This window comes from Pseudomonas sp. 3HC3, from assembly GCF_044904505.1.
Taxonomy (GTDB): Bacteria; Pseudomonadota; Gammaproteobacteria; order Pseudomonadales; family Pseudomonadaceae; genus Aquipseudomonas; species Aquipseudomonas putida_Y.
Genome location: NZ_JADDRH010000001.1, coordinates 815,817 through 830,949, shown reverse-complemented (window position 1 = coordinate 830,949; position 15,133 = coordinate 815,817). Strand labels below are relative to the sequence as shown.

Annotated in this window: 14 protein-coding genes; 5 read left to right on the top strand and 9 right to left on the bottom strand. The window is 64.1% G+C overall.

Annotation, left to right across the window (positions count from 1 at the left end):
* Positions 1–139: 139 nt before the first annotated feature.
* Both hemB and proP read left to right on the top strand, forming a co-directional pair.
* Positions 140–1,114, top strand: coding sequence for a porphobilinogen synthase (hemB, locus tag INQ47_RS04055; RefSeq protein ID WP_010953815.1), 975 nt, complete (start codon positions 140–142; stop codon positions 1,112–1,114).
* Between the two features lie 157 nt (positions 1,115–1,271).
* Positions 1,272–2,774, top strand: a complete 1,503-nt coding sequence (gene proP / locus INQ47_RS04050) for a glycine betaine/L-proline transporter ProP (protein ID WP_021782399.1) — start codon at positions 1,272–1,274, stop codon at positions 2,772–2,774.
* On the opposite strand, the gene INQ47_RS04045 is transcribed toward proP, so the two are convergent.
* From INQ47_RS04045 to INQ47_RS04030, 4 genes are all read right to left on the bottom strand, one after another.
* Positions 2,775–3,476, bottom strand: a complete 702-nt coding sequence (locus INQ47_RS04045) for a YoaK family protein (RefSeq protein WP_028697209.1) — start codon at positions 3,474–3,476, stop codon at positions 2,775–2,777.
* A gap of 9 nt (positions 3,477–3,485) precedes the next feature.
* Positions 3,486–4,115, bottom strand: coding sequence for a riboflavin synthase subunit alpha (locus INQ47_RS04040; RefSeq protein ID WP_404701158.1), 630 nt, complete (start codon positions 4,113–4,115; stop codon positions 3,486–3,488).
* A 172-nt stretch (positions 4,116–4,287) separates the two neighbouring features.
* Positions 4,288–6,354, bottom strand: coding sequence for a maltose alpha-D-glucosyltransferase (treS, locus tag INQ47_RS04035; protein ID WP_404701157.1), 2,067 nt, complete (start codon positions 6,352–6,354; stop codon positions 4,288–4,290).
* Positions 6,355–6,545: 191 nt separating this feature from the next.
* A complete protein-coding gene (locus INQ47_RS04030) occupies positions 6,546–7,463 on the bottom strand; it encodes a LysR family transcriptional regulator (RefSeq protein ID WP_021782403.1) in 918 nt (305 codons plus the stop codon).
* A gap of 120 nt (positions 7,464–7,583) precedes the next feature.
* On the opposite strand from INQ47_RS04030, the gene INQ47_RS04025 reads away from it, so the two are divergent.
* The 3 genes from INQ47_RS04025 (at position 7,584) to INQ47_RS04015 (ending at position 10,290) form a co-directional block, all read left to right on the top strand.
* On the top strand, positions 7,584–8,342 hold the full coding sequence (locus INQ47_RS04025; RefSeq protein WP_404701156.1) for a 5-oxoprolinase subunit PxpA: 759 nt from the start codon (positions 7,584–7,586) through the stop codon (positions 8,340–8,342).
* 92 nt (positions 8,343–8,434) lie between these two features.
* On the top strand, positions 8,435–9,322 hold the full coding sequence (locus INQ47_RS04020; RefSeq protein ID WP_404701155.1) for an allophanate hydrolase subunit 1: 888 nt from the start codon (positions 8,435–8,437) through the stop codon (positions 9,320–9,322).
* A complete protein-coding gene (locus INQ47_RS04015) occupies positions 9,319–10,290 on the top strand; it encodes a biotin-dependent carboxyltransferase family protein (protein WP_252459737.1) in 972 nt (323 codons plus the stop codon). The genes INQ47_RS04020 and INQ47_RS04015 overlap by 4 nt, the downstream gene beginning before the upstream one ends.
* 62 nt (positions 10,291–10,352) lie before the next feature.
* Here INQ47_RS04015 and INQ47_RS04010 read toward each other — a convergent pair whose 3' ends face one another.
* The 5 genes from INQ47_RS04010 to INQ47_RS03990 all read right to left on the bottom strand — a co-directional run bounded on the left by INQ47_RS04010 (position 10,353) and on the right by INQ47_RS03990 (position 15,122).
* A complete protein-coding gene (locus INQ47_RS04010; RefSeq protein WP_404701154.1) occupies positions 10,353–11,201 on the bottom strand; it encodes a TIGR03915 family putative DNA repair protein in 849 nt (282 codons plus the stop codon).
* Positions 11,192–12,412, bottom strand: a complete 1,221-nt coding sequence (locus tag INQ47_RS04005) for a putative DNA modification/repair radical SAM protein (protein WP_252459739.1) — start codon at positions 12,410–12,412, stop codon at positions 11,192–11,194. Before INQ47_RS04005 ends, INQ47_RS04010 begins: the two co-directional genes overlap by 10 nt.
* A gap of 136 nt (positions 12,413–12,548) precedes the next feature.
* Positions 12,549–14,105 (bottom strand): ArnT family glycosyltransferase, encoded by a 1,557-nt coding sequence (locus INQ47_RS04000; RefSeq protein ID WP_404701153.1) that lies wholly within the window; start codon positions 14,103–14,105, stop codon positions 12,549–12,551.
* A 4-nt stretch (positions 14,106–14,109) separates the two neighbouring features.
* The gene (locus INQ47_RS03995; protein WP_021782410.1) at positions 14,110–14,382 is read right to left on the bottom strand and encodes a lipid-A-disaccharide synthase N-terminal domain-containing protein; all 273 of its coding nucleotides are present in this window, start codon (positions 14,380–14,382) and stop codon (positions 14,110–14,112) included.
* A complete protein-coding gene (locus tag INQ47_RS03990; protein ID WP_252459741.1) occupies positions 14,379–15,122 on the bottom strand; it encodes a glycosyltransferase family 2 protein in 744 nt (247 codons plus the stop codon). The genes INQ47_RS03995 and INQ47_RS03990 overlap by 4 nt, the downstream gene beginning before the upstream one ends.
* Positions 15,123–15,133 lie beyond the last annotated feature (11 nt).

Below are 15,133 nucleotides of genomic sequence, written 5' to 3'. Positions count from 1 at the left end.
GCGGGTTTACCCGCGAAGAGGCCAACACAGGCAAACCCCGGGCGTTGCCATTGACGCAAGACACAATCTCGTCATTTAGCCTTTTCACTGGCGCGCGACAGGCATAAGGTATACGCCGTTCAAATTCCCTGGAGCTGTCATGTCCAACCAATTCCCGTCCGTTCGTCCCCGCCGCCTGCGCCAGAACGAGTCCCTGCGCACGATCTTCCAGGAAACCGAGTTCCGCCTTGAAGACCTGATCCTGCCGATTTTCGTCGAAGAGGGCATCGATGATTTCGTGCCGATCACCAGCATGCCCGGTGTCAACCGTATCCCCGAGAAGCTGTTGGCCCAGGAAATCGAGCGCTATGCCCGCGCGGGTATCAAGTCGGTGATGACCTTTGGCGTATCGCACCACCTGGATGCCGATGGTAGCGACACCTGGAACGAAAACGGCCTGGTTGCGCGCATGTCGCGTATCTGCAAGGACACCGTGCCGGAAATGGTGGTGATGTCCGACACCTGCTTCTGCGAATACACCAGCCACGGCCACTGCGGCGTGCTGCATGACCATGGCGTGGACAACGACGCCACCCTGGCCAACCTGGGCAAGCAGGCTGTCATCGCCGCCGCAGCCGGTGCCGACTTCATTGCCCCTTCGGCGGCGATGGACGGCCAGGTGCAGGCAATCCGCAGCGCCCTGGACGGTGCCGGTTTCCACGATACCGCGATCATGGCCTATTCCACCAAGTTCGCCTCGTCGTTGTATGGCCCGTTCCGTGAGGCCGGTGGCACCGCCCTGAAGGGGGACCGCAAAAGCTACCAGATGAACCCGATGAACCGCCGCGAAGCGGTGCGCGAGTCGCTGCTCGACGAGCAGGAAGGGGCGGACGTGCTGATGGTCAAGCCGGCCGGTGCCTACCTTGATGTGATCGCCGACATCCGCGCCGCTTCGCGCCTGCCATTGGCGGCGTACCAGGTGAGTGGCGAGTATGCGATGATCAAGTTCGGTGGCCTGGCCGGTGCCATCGACGAAGGCCGGGTGGTGCGCGAAAGCATTGGCGCAATCAAGCGTGCCGGTGCCGACCTGATCCTGACCTACTTCGCCATGGACCTGGCGCGCGAAGGTATCTGAAGCCAGCCTCCGGCATGAAAGCCGCTGCCATTGCAGCGGCTTTTCTTTGGGCGCCGTTTGGTGGTGGCGCAAACGCACAAAAAAACAGTAAGCGCTGAATTATTTAGTGTCCTGTTGTATCTGATCCCTTAGAGCATTCATCGACAGGGATACGGGTATGAAACCTCGCAAGAAAAGCGTCCAGCCAATCGGCCTGAAGGACATCACCATCGTCGACGACGCCAAGATGAAGAAGGCGATCACAGCCGCCGCGCTGGGCAACGCCATGGAGTGGTTCGACTTTGGCGTATACGGCTTCGTCGCTTATGCCTTGGGCAAGGTGTTCTTCCCCAACGCCGACCCCGGCGTGCAAATGATCGCGGCCCTGGCCACCTTCTCGGTGCCGTTCCTGATCCGGCCTCTTGGCGGGCTGTTCTTCGGTGCCTTGGGCGACAGGTTCGGGCGGCAGAAAATCCTCGCCGCGACCATCGTGATCATGTCCCTCAGCACCTTCGCCATCGGCCTGATACCGTCCTACGCGAGCATTGGTATCTGGGCGCCGATCCTGTTGTTGCTGGCCAAGATGGCCCAGGGCTTTTCGGTGGGCGGTGAATACACCGGCGCCTCAATCTTCGTTGCCGAGTACGCGCCTGACCGCAAGCGCGGTTTTCTCGGCAGCTGGCTGGATTTCGGTTCGATTGCCGGCTTTGTGCTGGGCGCAGGGGTGGTGGTGCTCATTTCCACGGTGCTGGGTGAAGAACAGTTCCTCGAATGGGGCTGGCGCCTGCCGTTCTTCCTGGCCCTGCCGCTGGGCATCATCGGCCTCTACCTGCGCCATGCGCTGGAAGAAACACCTGCGTTCCAGCAGCACGTCGACAAGCTGGAGCAGGGCGATCGTGAAGGCCTGGCTTCCGGGCCCAAGGTGTCGTTCAAGGAAGTGGCCACCCAGCACTGGCGCAGCCTGGTGACCTGTATCGGCGTGGTGATTGCCACCAACGTCACCTACTACATGCTGCTTACCTACATGCCCAGCTACCTGTCGCACAACCTGCACTACAGCGAAGACCATGGCGTGCTGATCATCATCGCGATCATGGTCGGCATGCTGTTCGTGCAGCCGATGATCGGCCTGCTCAGCGACAAGTTCGGCCGACGGCCGTTCATCATCGTCGGCAGTGTCGGCCTGTTGGCCTTGGCCATTCCGGCGTTCATGCTGATCAACAGTGGCGTGCTCGGGCTTATTTTCGCCGGCCTGCTGATCATTGCCGTGCTGCTGAATTTCTTCATCGGTGTGATGGCCTCGACGCTGCCGGCCATGTTCCCCACGCACATCCGCTACAGTGCCCTGGCCAGCGCCTTCAACATCTCGGTGCTGATCGCCGGCCTTACCCCGACCCTCGCTGCGTGGCTGGTGGAGAGCACAGGCGACCTGTACATGCCGGCCTATTACCTGATGGTGATCGCCGCTGTCGGCCTGGTCACCGGCCTGACCATGAAGGAAACCGCCAACAAGCCCCTGCGCGGCGCGGCACCCGCGGCATCGGACATCGAAGAGGCGCGTGAACTGCTGCAGGAGCACCACGACAACATCGAGCAGAAAATCGAGGACATCGATGCGCAGATCGCCGAGCTGGAAGCCAAGCGCGAGAAACTGGCCCTGCAGCACCCGCGTATCGAATGATCAGCGCGGCATGTAGCCACGCTGCCAGGACCGCGGGATGAACCGCGATACCAGCGCCAGCACGCAGGCCAGCGCGCAGCTGCCGGCCAGCGCCTGCAGGCCCAGGTGTTGTTGCAACCAGGCGCCCAGTGCGGCGCCCAGCAGCATGCCTGCCCAAGGCACCAACTGCACCCGCCAGCCATTGCGCCGCTCGCCCAGCAGCCAGCGCCCCAGGCCGCGGCCGAAACGCGACAGGGCGCCAGTCACATAAGTCAGGCCGATGGGCAGGCCATTCACCTGCTCGACTACCGCATTGATCATGCCCATGGCCAGCGTGGCCGCCAACAGCGCGGGGAAGGTGGCTGGCAACGGCCACGCTGCCGCGAAGGCCAGCAGTGCGGCAACCACCAACAGCACTGGCCAGGCTCGACGGCGCAATCCGTGAGCCAGGAGCACGCCCAGCGCATTGCCCGCGACAAAGCCCAGTACGGCGCCACTGAGGCGCAGTACCAGGGCCAGGTCTGCTTCACTGATGGCCACCGCCAGGCGTGTGGTGTTGCCACTCATGAACGAGACGAAATCGCCCAGTGCCAGCAAGCCGATGGCATCGGTCATGCCGGCCAGCACCGATAGGGCGGCGACCAGGCCGAGGCCGACGCGACCACGCATTACCTGCAGGCGCAAACGCCTGGCTGTGCGCGCGGGGAGGGCGTTAGGGAGCATGTGCAGGCCTCAGGGCAGCAGGTTTTCGCGGGCCAGGGTACCTTTGATGGTGCGCTCCACCACGTCGACCAGCACCATGGTCTGGTGGTCGACCTCGATATTGAGCAGCTCACCGGCACGGTAGCTGGCGAAGGTGGTCTGGCGCAGGGTTTCCGGGATCAAATTGATGGTGATCACGTTGTCCTCCACGTCAGCGACCGTCAGGCTGCAGCCATTGACCCCGATGAAACCGCGCGGGAACACGTACTTGCCCCATTGCGGCGGCATGCGGAACTTGATGAAGGCGCCGGTTTCCTTGATCGACAGCTCGACGATTTCGGCGGTGGTGGCGATGTGGCCGGCCATCAGGTGGCCGCCGACTTCGGCGTTCATCTTCGCTGAGCGTTCGATGTTCACGTGCTGGCCGGGCTTGAAGTTGCGCAGATTGGTGCGCTCGAGGGTCGCGGTCATGGCGTCGAACCTGACCTGGCTGCCGTCGATTTCGGTCACGGACAGGCAGGTACCTTCGACACTGACGCTGGCACCAATCTTCAGCTCGTCGAGCAGTTCCGGGGTGAGGTCGATGATGAACTGGTTGTGGCCCGGGTAGGTGGTCACATCAAGCAGAGGGCGGACGGCCTGGACGATGCCGGTGTACATGGAGTTGCTCCTGGGCACGGAAAAGAAAACTTCCGAACGCTATGCCCGTAGCGCAGTAAATGCAAGACCGGCTTCTTGGCTGGCAAGCCGGCCTGCGGGTCTGGCGCCAGCGTTGGGCAGGCGGCGTGCTTGTGGGCGAAACCGGTTTGCCGACGGCAGGGCCACGCCAGATTCAAACATGCCCGCTGCTGTTGACGATCCGCAGGCACAGCGCCTCGTACGGGTCCAGGTTCACCATCAGGCGCCCGTCCTCGGTCAAATCGCCTTCGACCGTCTCGTTGATCATGTCGACCACCGGCCCAGGTGTGAACCCCGTCAACAGCAGTTCCTCGGCAATCGCGTCCTGGCCGAAGTTCAGCGCACTGATCTGGATACCACGCCCGGCTGGCAGCTCATGCACCATCACCAGTAGCCCGGGGCTGCTCACCTCAGGTACCAGCACCTGACGGCTGGTGGCGATGCCATAAGCCTGGCGCACAGCCAGCAGTTTCTTCACCTTGCAGGCAAATGAATCACCCTCGTCCAGCTGGCTGTCGAGGCTGCCGTACAGCGCCCGGGCACGCGGCATGCCACGCACTGAAGCCTCTGCCTGTGGGTCAAGCCCGGCGAGGTCATAGCCGCCACGGTGAATCCAGCGGGTATCGCCATCGAGCATGCGTTCGGCAACCGCCTCGGCGGGCAAGGGCAGGGCGCCGACCAGGTCCCAACCGGACAAGGCGACCACCCCCGGCTGCATGGCGTTGTACATGACCAGCAGCAGGTGCACCTTCTTGATCAGTTCGATATCCGCTGCGCCAATCTGTTCGAGGTCGCGAATACCCAGTGCAGCGGCGATCAGGCTGGCGGTGGTGCAGGCAATGCCGTTGGTCACGAAGCGCAGGTTATACGGGGCATGTTCCCCCGACAGCCGTTCGTAGATCTCTTCGCGGATATGTTCGCGCAAAATGCTGCCAGGCAGGGTCTGGCCTTTGTACAGGTACATGTCGTGCGCGTGCAGTGTCCAGAAGTGCACCAGCTCCACGGTCAGTTCGTCATGGTTTTGCAGGGCATGGATCAGCGAGGCCGGGTCGATGCCGAAGGCGTGCATCTCCTTGAGCATCAGGCGCAGGAACTCGGTGTCGCCGGTCAGCAGCGCATGCTGGTAGGCCGGCCGGGTAATGAAATCGTAGGACAGGTCGGCGCCGCCCCTGGACATCTGCGCAATGTCATCGAGGGTCAGGTTCAGCTCCTGGAAGCTGAAACCGCCGGCCTTGCGGATCATGCCACCGATCAGCTGGTTGCCGACGATCGACAGCGGGTGGCTTTCCGACCAGGCGGTGCCGCTGGCGCGGGTTTCCACGCCGAGAAAGCCGTTGGCGTCCAGGCGCAGGCCGCGGGCACCGAGGCAGTCCAGGGCGTGCAACGCATCACCAATGATCATTTGTTGGGCGGCGAAGGTCGGGTCCAGCCAGTTCAGTGACGGCTGGCCCTCTTTGAAGTAGTGCAGGTACACCCAGCGGCGGGTCTTGCCGTCCACGCCCGTGACCGGTGGCGTGGCGCTCCAGTCGGTTTCCTTCACGCCCGGCTCGAAGAAGATCACCCGTTGCAGCTGGCCAACGATGTAATGGCGCGCCTTCAGCTCGTCACACTGCGCGGGCAGCAGGTTGACCGCATCGCGTCCGGCGGGCACCTCGGGCAGCAGCGTCCAGTCCTCTTCGCGGATCTCGACCATGTGGTACAGCCCAGGGTAAGGGCCATGGGCGATCTCGGCCAGGCGGAAGTCGGCGCCCTTGCCGGTGTGCGAGGGGATCAGATCGTCGATGGTCACGGCATTGTGCGCAGCGGCCATGCGGCTCATCTGGATCAGCTCCTGCTCGCTGCCGTACAGCGGGTCGATGTCGAAGCTGATGCGGTCGAAGTTGCCGTCCACGCTGGGGGTAAGCTCGCGGCCGCGAATGCCGCCGGACAGCTTGATCGGGCCGGTGTGCAGGCCCTGCACGCCGATTTCCGACAGGCGCTTCCACAATGCTTCGTGGGCCAGGGCACCGAGCACCGAGCAGCCCTCAGGGGCGATGATGGCGTCGGGGTAGACGGTCAGCCACACCGAGGCGATTTCCGTGGCCCGGCGGGGCTGGGCTTCGGCGTAAGGTTGTTGCCACAGGCGCGACTGGCCTGAGTACAGGCTGGCGCGGTCCTGGGAGGCCTTGAGCATGGCGCGGTCTTCGAGCCATTTGACGTATGACGGGTCAGGCTGGGTCATTTCGCGTCCTCTTTGCGTGTCGGCACCGGCTCAGATTATGACGGCATTGCGGCCTGAACGTTCGGCTCGAGATGGGTGTTGGTTTCTTCGCGGGCTTGCCCGCTCCCACAGGCTCCCATACTGCTGAAGATTTGCGCTGCACCTGTGGGAGCGGGCGCGCCCGCGAAGAGGCCGGGCCTGCAAAGGCAGGCTCAGCGCCGGGCCGACAACTGCTGCGGCGCCAGAAACGCATCATGGAAGTAATTGCGCACCGCCTGCATCGCTGGGCTGAACGCCCGTTCCCGGTGCCAGGCCAACCCTACGCTCATCGGCGTCACCGGGTCGCTGATGGTCACCGTCTCGATGCGCTTGCCTTCCAGCGACCATGGGCGGTGCACCAGGTCTGACAGGATTGCTACGCCACTGCCATTGGCCACCATGCTGCGCACGGCCTCCACCGAGCTGGTACGCACCCTTACGCCCGGCCGCTGCCCGGCCTGCTCCCAGTAACGCATGGCACTTTGCTCGGCCTCATCCACGGTCAACAGGATGAACGGCTCACAGGCCACATCGGCCAGGCTCACCGCCGAGCGTTCGCACAGCGGGTGGTGCGCGGGCAACCACAGCCGGCGCTCGGAGTTGAACAGGGTTTCCGAAACGATGTCGGGGTGGGTGAGGTTGGCGGTGAGCACCACCGCCATGTCGAAACGCCCCTCCAGCAGCCCTTGCTCGATGGCGCTGCGTTCCTGCTCGTACAGCTCCAGGGTCACGCCCGGATGCCAGTGCTCCAGGCGCTGCAGGTGGTGTGGCAGGAAGTAGCCGATCACTGTGTAACTCGCCGCCAGGCGCAACAGGCCACTGGCGCGCACGTCCGGAAGCGGGCTGTTCAACGCGTCGTCGACGCTGCGCAGGATGACGTAGGCACGGTTCAAAAAGTGCCGGCCGGCTTCGGTCAGGCTCATGCCTTGGGCCGAGCGCTGGAACAACAGCACACCGAGCATCGCTTCCAGCTCCTTGATGGCCGTGGTCACTGCCGACTGGGAGATGTTCAGGTGGATCGCCGCTTGGGATATCTGGCCGATTTCAGCGGTGGCAACGAAGTAGCGGACCTGGCGCAGGGTCAGTGACACGGTAGGCTCCCGGAGTATCTGATTTTCAGAAGACACCCCATCTGTTTATAGATCTTCCCAAGGGGGTGCAGAGAATCTAACGTGGCTTGCATGCAGTCACAAGTGCCAGGAGATGCCGTCATGCAAGCAGTGGATTTCAACTCGGACATGGGTGAGGGCTTTGGCCCGTGGACCATTGGCGATGGTGTCGACAATGAGCTGATGGGTTACATCAGCAGCGCCAACATCGCCACTGGTTTCCATGCCGGTGACCCCGGCACCATGCGCCGCACCGTCGAGCGCGCCAAGGCACTGGGCGTTGCGGTGGGTGCACATCCGGGGTTCCGTGACCTGGTCGGCTTTGGCCGCCGGCACATCAATGCACCGGCGCAGGAGCTGGTCGACGACATGCTCTACCAACTGGGCGCGCTGCGCGAAATAGCCCGTGCCCAGGGCGTGCGTCTGCAGCACATCAAACCGCACGGGGCGTTGTACATGCACCTGGCGCGTGACGAAGAAGCCGCACATTTGCTGGTGGAAAACCTGCGGGTGATCGAGCCGGAACTGCTGCTGTTTTGCATGCCAGGTTCGGTGATCTGTCGCATTGCCCAGGCACTGGGCCAGCCGGTAGTTCGTGAGTTCTACGCCGACCGCGAGTACGACCTGAGTGGGTCGATCGTGTTTACCCGTAATGTGCGGGGCTACGAGCCCCAGGCGGTCGCAGAGCGGGTGCTGCGCGCTTGCCGCCAAGGCGTGGTGCGTACGGTCGAAGGCCAGGACCTGGCCATCGAATTCGATTCCATTTGCCTGCACAGTGACACCCCGGGCGCGCTGGATCTGGTCGAGGCCACGCGCAGGGCCCTGGATACGGCTGGCATCGTGGTGCGTGCGCCGCGCTGAATCAGTCAGGCATCCGGCAAACAGACAAGCCGGAGCCCGAGCATTTTATTTTCGCCTGCCTTTCTATAAAGATTCCAAGAAAAGGAACTGTCATGGCCGAACCGCTTGCTACAACCTCTATCCGTTACAGCTTCGGCGCCGACGAGCACCTGTTTGCCGAAGTCAGCGAGAGCATGTCGCTGGAGGCCTTTTTCAAGGGTATGGCCGTCACCCGGGCGGTGGAGCGGCTGGCCCTGGATGGCGTGCTTGACGTGTGCCTGGCCAACGCGTCGTTCCAGATCCGCTTCGACCCGGACCGTATCGCCCCCGAGGCACTGCTTGAGGCCGTGCGCGGCGCCGAAGCGCAGGCGGTGGCCGAGCGTTCGTTGCAGACGCGGATCATCGAGATTCCGGTGCTGTACAACGACCCTTGGACCCATGAAACGCTGATGCGTTTTCGTGATCGCCACCAGGACCCGGCCAGTACGGACCTGGAGTATGCCGCACGTATCAATGGCCTGGCCGATGTGGACGCATTCATTGCCGCGCACAGCGGTGCGCCATGGTTCGTGTCGATGGTCGGCTTCGTCGCCGGGCTGCCGTTCATGTACCAGATGGTCGAGCGCCAGCGGCAGTTGCAGGTGCCCAAGTACCTGCGCCCCCGTACTGACACGCCCAAGCACACCCTGGGCCATGGCGGCTGCTTCGGCTGCATCTACTCGGTGCGCGGGGCTGGCGGCTACCAGATGTTCGGCGTCACCCCGGCACCGATCTACGACCCGCAGCAGACCTTGAATTACCTGAAAGAGCACATGGTGTTCTTCCGACCAGGTGACATCGTGCAGTTCAAACCCATCGACCGCCGTGCCTATGACCAGGCGGTGGCGGATGTGGAGGAGGGCCGTTTCGACCTGCGCATTCGTCCCGTGGAGTTTTCTCTGGACGCCTTTCTCGCCGACCCGGTCGGCTACCCGAAATCGCTGCAGGAGGTGCTGGCATGATCAAGGTACTCAAACCGGGCCTGGCGACTTCCGTGCAGGACCTTGGCCGCGAAGGTTACTACCACCTGGGCATTCCGCCATCCGGCGCACTCGACCAGTATGCCCTGAGCGCCGCCAACCACCTGGTGGGTAACCCGGCGGGCGCCGCAGGGTTGGAGTGTGCGCTGGTGGGGCCGGAACTGGAGTTCCAGCAGGATACGCTGGTGGCGGTGTGCGGAGCACAGATGCCAGTGCTGCTGGATGGACGCGAGCAGCGCCCGGACACGGCGTTTGCCGTGCGCGCCGGGCAAGTGCTGCGTTTTGGCTTCCCCACTGCAGGCGCCCGGGCTTACCTGGCAGTGGCTGGCGGTATCGATGTGCCGGAGGTGCTGGGTAGCCGTTCGACCTATGCGCTGGGGGCCTTGGGTGGCTTTCAGGGCCGCAAGTTGATGGCCGGTGACCTGTTGCCGGTCGGCGTGCCCAGCGGCAAGACCCGCGCCGGTGCCAGCTTGCCGATGGCCCTGCGTCAGGCCTTGGGGGGCGAGGTGGTGTTGCGGGTGGTGCCTGGGCTGTACTTCCACCGCCTGACCGAAGCGGCAGCGCAACGTTTCTTCACCGACGCCTGGACGGTTGGCTCCGAAGCTGACCGTATCGGCTATCGCTACAAAGGCGGCAGCGCCTTGAGTTTCCAACCGCGCGAGCAGCCGTTCGGTGCGGGGTCGGACCCGTCGAATATCGTCGACAGCTGCTACCCGATCGGATCGATCCAGGTGCCGGCAGGGTTGGAGCCGATCATCCTACATCGCGATGCAGTGTCGGGGGGCGGCTACGCCATGATCGGCACGGTGATCAGCGCCGACCTCGACCTGATCGGGCAGATGCAGCCCAACCAGCAGGCGCGGTTCCTGCCGGTGAGTCTGGAGCAGGCACTGGAGGCGCGGCGTTCGTACAAGAAGAAGCTGGCCTGCCTGGCCAGGCTCTTCAGTTGAGGATAATGGCTTCGGCGTAGCAGCGGCCTTGTGTCTAGACGGGGCCGCAACGGGCTCCGCGGCTACACCGAGCGCACAGGTTTGCTGATTGTCTTGCCGGTTTGGGAGGCTACCTCAAGGGCTTGGCCGTCCCGCTGTTTGCCTTGGCGCGCCAGGCCTTCAAGCTGCGGTATCAGCATGCCTTCCGGCAAATGCCGCCAGAACCGTCCTGGCATGTGCAGGCGCAAGGCTTCCGGGTTCAGGCGGGCGGGGTTGAAGGTATGGCGGTAGTAGGTGCGCCAGAGTTCGGCGCCCGGGTCTTCGGCATTGCGGGCCCACTGGCGCCAGGGCTCGGGGCACTGGCGCTGGTAGTCGAACGCCTGGCCGTCGAAGCGAATGCCATCCTGTGGCGTGGCAATCAACCAGCGCAAATGCCCCAGGCGGTCGGCGAAGTGCGCGCTGGCACTGTGCAGAATGTCGTGTGCCGGCTCGTGATAGGCCACCAGGTCGAGCTGCAAGTGCTCAGCCAGTTCCTCAGGCAGCGGCACGAAGCGTACAAACGCGTGCAAGTGATGCGCCTCGCGGGTTACCTGCTTGATGCGCCGTTGCAGCTCACTGCCCAGCCGATCACCCGCCAGCATTGCCGTGCGGTCGCCATGGGCGACGCGCCACAGTACTTCATACAGCAGGTTCCAGCGCTGTTCGCCACGGTAGCGAGAGGCCTGCTCCAACTGGCTCAGCAGTGCGGCCGGGACTTTGGCCTGGAAAGGGCCAGGCCCTTCAGGCGGCGCTGCCGGCACGGCCAGCAGGTCCGCCATCGGGCCTTGCGACCAAGTGACTTCCAATGGGTCGATGCCATGCCCCAACAAGCCCCGGGCCTGATCGCGCCAGGTGGCGAACAGGTCGTCGCAGTCGAGCGCGATCACCCCCATAACCCCATCTGCACGGGCGCTGGCGGCTCACTCAAGCGCGCTCGCAGCAAGCCGCTGCGCAGCTCGGCCTGGGCCGGACGGTAGTCGCTGGTGACGATGAATGGCCGTGCCTTGTCCAGCACGCAGCGCAGCTGGATCAGGTCGTCATAACGGATGCGCCGCTCCCGGCGCAGGGCGACCAGGCGCTGTACGCTGCGCAGGCCGATGCCGGGGATACGCGCCAGTAACGCCGGTTCGGCGCGGTTCACGTCCAGTGGGAACACTTCGCGGTTGGCCAGTGCCCAGGCCAGTTTGGGGTCGATGTCCAGTGCCAGGTTACCGCTGTGGCCCAGCAGCTCGCCAGCCTTGTAGCCATAGCCACGCAGCAGGAAGTCGGCTTGATACAGGCGGTGTTCGCGCAGCAGCGGTGGTGCGGCGAGGGGCACGCTACCGGGGCTGTCAGGGATCGGGCTGAAGGCGGAATAGTACACGCGCTTGAGGCCGTAGCCTTGGTACAGCGATTCGGCATTGCGCAGCAAGGTGCTGTCGTCGGTGCTGTCGGCGCCGACGATGACCTGGGTGCTTTGCCCGGCCGGGGTAAAGCGCGGTGCCCTGGGCTCGTTGGCCACAGCCTGTTGGCCCTGATGAATCACGCCCATGGCCTGGCGAATGGTGCGCCCTTGCTTTTCCGGCGCCAGGCGCTTGAGGCTGGCGTCGGTGGGCAGCTCGATGTTGACGCTGAGGCGATCGGCCAGGCGCCCGGCTTCTTCGATCAGCAGCGGGTCGGCATCGGGGATGGCCTTGAGGTGGATGTAGCCGCGGAAGCTGTGCTTTTCGCGCAACAGCCGGGCCACACGGATCAGCTGCTCCATGGTGTAGTCCGCCGAGCGGATGATGCCGGAGCTGAGGAACAGGCCGCTGATGCAGTTGCGCCGGTAGAAGTCCAGGGTCAGGCGTACCACTTCCTCGGGGCTGAAGCGCGCGCGTGGCACGTTGCTGGAGCGGCGGTTGACGCAGTACTGGCAGTCATACAGGCAGAAGTTGGTCAGCAGTACCTTGAGCAGAGATACGCAGCGGCCGTCGGGGGTGTAGCTGTGACAGATACCCATGCCATTGGTAGCACCCAGGCCGTCAGCGCCGCGCGAGTTACGCTTGGGCGCGCCGCTGCTGGCGCAAGATGCGTCGTACTTGGCGGCATCGGCCAGGATGCCGAGTTTGGCGATGAGTTGCATGGCGTGGTCTCGCTATACTGAATATTCATACAGTATTTTGAGATTTGATGGATTGCAAGTGTAATGGGTGGGGGGAGCGCGAGTTCGACCTTGAGTCGTCATTCGCCAGAACACCCACCCGGCAGGGGCTGGCTGGTCAATGCCCGGTCCGTTCCTCAATCGCCGGCGGGCTGTGCCCCGTGTCGGCCCAGGCGAAGTGGTAGACGTTGTTGGGGGCACTGGCCTGACACTGGCCGTTGTCGGCATCTGCACCGACTACATACCATTCGGCCCGCGAGGTCTCACCCAGCTTGCGGGCCTTGTCGGCGCTGAAGCACTGGCCCAGTTGGTTGGCAGGAACCAAGGCGAAGGCGGTGGGGTGCTGGCGCAGCCAATAGACCGCTGCATCCACTTTGGATTGGCCGGTGAAGCCGAAGTGCACGATGGGTTGCCGGGCAAACAGCCAATGCCCCTCGCGCCAGTTGACCAGCACCAGTTCGGCACCGGCAGTGGCCTGTGCGGCGTCGCTCATCAGCGTCTCATGCGGGTTGCGGCCCTCCTTGGCGGGCTCGACGAAACCACGCGCGAACCACAGGGCGAACCATACCAGGGCTACTGTGGTGAACGCCTTGCGCCAGCCCGGCCGGCGCTGCCACCAGCGCTTGAGCAGCCACGGCACGAGCGGCGCCATCGCCAGAATCAAGCCAGGCAGCGCCGGGAAAATGTACAGCTTGCGCTTGCCGGTACTGAGGCTGAAGAACAGCAGCACCAATGCCACCCAGCCAAGCAGTAGCAGGAAGCGGCCATCGCGCTTTTGCAGTTGCCGGCGCCAGGCCGGTATCAGCCAGGGCAGGGCCAGGATCAGAGGTAGCCAGTACTTGGGGATGACCTCGACGAAGAAGTACCAGAACGGCTCGCGATGGTCCCAGGCATTGGCGTAGCGGCTGGCGGTCTGGCGCAGCAGGATTTCCTTCAGGTAGGCCAGCTCTGCCGCGCCACCGCCATGGGCGATCGACACCAACAATGGCAGCAGCCACACCGCGCAACCGGCGAGTAGCCACAGCAGCCCCAGGCTCCAGCGCCATCCTTGGCCGGGCATGGCGACAACGCCGCGCCAGCGCTGGCGCACCGCCCAGGCATAAGGCAGCAGTATCAGCGCCGGGACAAAACCCACCCCCTTGCTGATAACGCCCAGGCCCATGGCAGCGCAAGCCAGGTAGAACCAGCCCCAGGCGGGCCCCAGCAGCAAGTGGCGCAGCATGCCGTAGAGGCCCAACGCAACCCAAAGGCACAGGAAGCTGTCGATCTGCCCGGTGCGCAGGATGCTGTAGCTCTGGTAGGTGGCCAGGAACAACAAGGCAGCGATCACGCCGGTGCGCCGGTTCCACAGGCGCCGCCCGAGGTCATGCAGCACCCAGGTGATGGTCGCCGCCGACAGCAGCCCTGGCAGGTAGAGGGCAACTTTGGGTGCGCCGGTCAGGTAGCTGAACAGCGCCACGGTCCACATGAACAACGGTGGCTTGTCGCCATAGATCTCCGCTGCCCGGTGCGGAATGAACCAGTCGCCACTCTGCAGCATTTCCAGGGCCACGCCGAGGAAGCGTTCTTCATCGACATTCATCGGCTGACGCCAGCCGATTCCCGCGCCCACCAGCAATACGGCGAGGGCAATCAGGGCCAGGCGTTCGGCCCCGAGCGTCTTGAACTTAGGCAAAGGGCTATTCCTTCAGGTGCTGGTGACGGGCAATCAGTTGCAGGTTGCGCAGGTAGACCAGAAAGCCGAAGCTTTGGCCGATAATGAAGACCGGGTCCTGGCGGTAGATGGCGTAAGTCAGCAGTAGCGCGCTGCCGAGCATGCTCAGGTACCAGAAGCCCACCGGGATCACGCTACGGCGTTTGAGTTCGCTGTACAGCCACTGCAGCACGAAGCGCCCGGTGAAAACGGCCTGACCCGCGAAGCCGATGATCAGCCAGAGGGTTTCGCGGGTCATCCTTCAAGCTCCTGCGGGCGACTGTGCAGGCGGGTGCGGCGGATCAGCCACCACACCCCGAACAAGTCGAGGATGCCGACCAGGGCGCGGTCCAGGTTGCCATACTTGGAGACACCGGCGTGGCGTGGCCGGTGGTTGACCGGGTGCACCAGCATGCGGCCGTTGTGGCGCAGGATCAGTGCCGGAATGTAGCGGTGCATGTGGTCGAAGTAGGGCAGGTGCAGGAAGGCTGCCCGCTCGATCAGCTTCAGCCCGCAGCCGGTGTCGGGCGTGGCATCCTTGAGCAGGCGGCTGCGCAGGCCGTTGGCAAAGCGCGAGGCCCAGCGCTTGCTGGCGCTGTCACGCCGGTTGACCCGGTGCCCGGCCACCAGCTTGACGCCGCCGGCCAGGTTCTGGCTGGCGCGCACCAGGGCAAGCATGCCGGGGATGTCTGCCGGGTCGTTCTGGCCGTCGCCATCCAGGGTCGCCAGCCAGTGGCCACGGGCCGCCTGGGCGGCATGCCACAGCGAGGTGCTCTGGCCCAGCGAACGGTCGTGGCGCAGGATGCGCAATTGCCTGTAGCCCTGGCTTTTCAGTTGTTGCAGTACGCTCAGGGTGCCGTCGCTGCTGCCGTCGTCGACCACCAGCACTTCGTAGTGTTCGGCCGTGAGTGCAGCGCGTATCTCCATCAGCAGTGACGGCAGGTTGTCGACCTCGTTCCTGGCGGGGATGAGTACCGAGAGGTCAAGTGGATCGCTCATGAGGCTACCTG

Bases quoted from the DNA above. Each gene is read 5' to 3' on its own strand.
- hemB (WP_010953815.1), top strand. From the start codon at position 140: ATGTCCAACCAATTCCCGTCCGTTCGTCCCCGCCGCCTGCGCCAGAAC.
- proP (WP_021782399.1), top strand. From the start codon at position 1,272: ATGAAACCTCGCAAGAAAAGCGTCCAGCCAATCGGCCTGAAGGACATC.
- INQ47_RS04045 (WP_028697209.1), bottom strand. From the start codon at position 3,476: ATGCTCCCTAACGCCCTCCCCGCGCGCACAGCCAGGCGTTTGCGCCTG.
- INQ47_RS04040 (WP_404701158.1), bottom strand. From the start codon at position 4,115: ATGTACACCGGCATCGTCCAGGCCGTCCGCCCTCTGCTTGATGTGACC.
- treS (WP_404701157.1), bottom strand. From the start codon at position 6,354: ATGACCCAGCCTGACCCGTCATACGTCAAATGGCTCGAAGACCGCGCC.
- INQ47_RS04025 (WP_404701156.1), top strand. From the start codon at position 7,584: ATGCAAGCAGTGGATTTCAACTCGGACATGGGTGAGGGCTTTGGCCCG.
- INQ47_RS04020 (WP_404701155.1), top strand. From the start codon at position 8,435: ATGGCCGAACCGCTTGCTACAACCTCTATCCGTTACAGCTTCGGCGCC.
- INQ47_RS04015 (WP_252459737.1), top strand. From the start codon at position 9,319: ATGATCAAGGTACTCAAACCGGGCCTGGCGACTTCCGTGCAGGACCTT.
- INQ47_RS04010 (WP_404701154.1), bottom strand. From the start codon at position 11,201: ATGGGGGTGATCGCGCTCGACTGCGACGACCTGTTCGCCACCTGGCGC.
- INQ47_RS04005 (WP_252459739.1), bottom strand. From the start codon at position 12,412: ATGCAACTCATCGCCAAACTCGGCATCCTGGCCGATGCCGCCAAGTAC.
- INQ47_RS03995 (WP_021782410.1), bottom strand. From the start codon at position 14,382: ATGACCCGCGAAACCCTCTGGCTGATCATCGGCTTCGCGGGTCAGGCC.
- INQ47_RS03990 (WP_252459741.1), bottom strand. From the start codon at position 15,122: ATGAGCGATCCACTTGACCTCTCGGTACTCATCCCCGCCAGGAACGAG.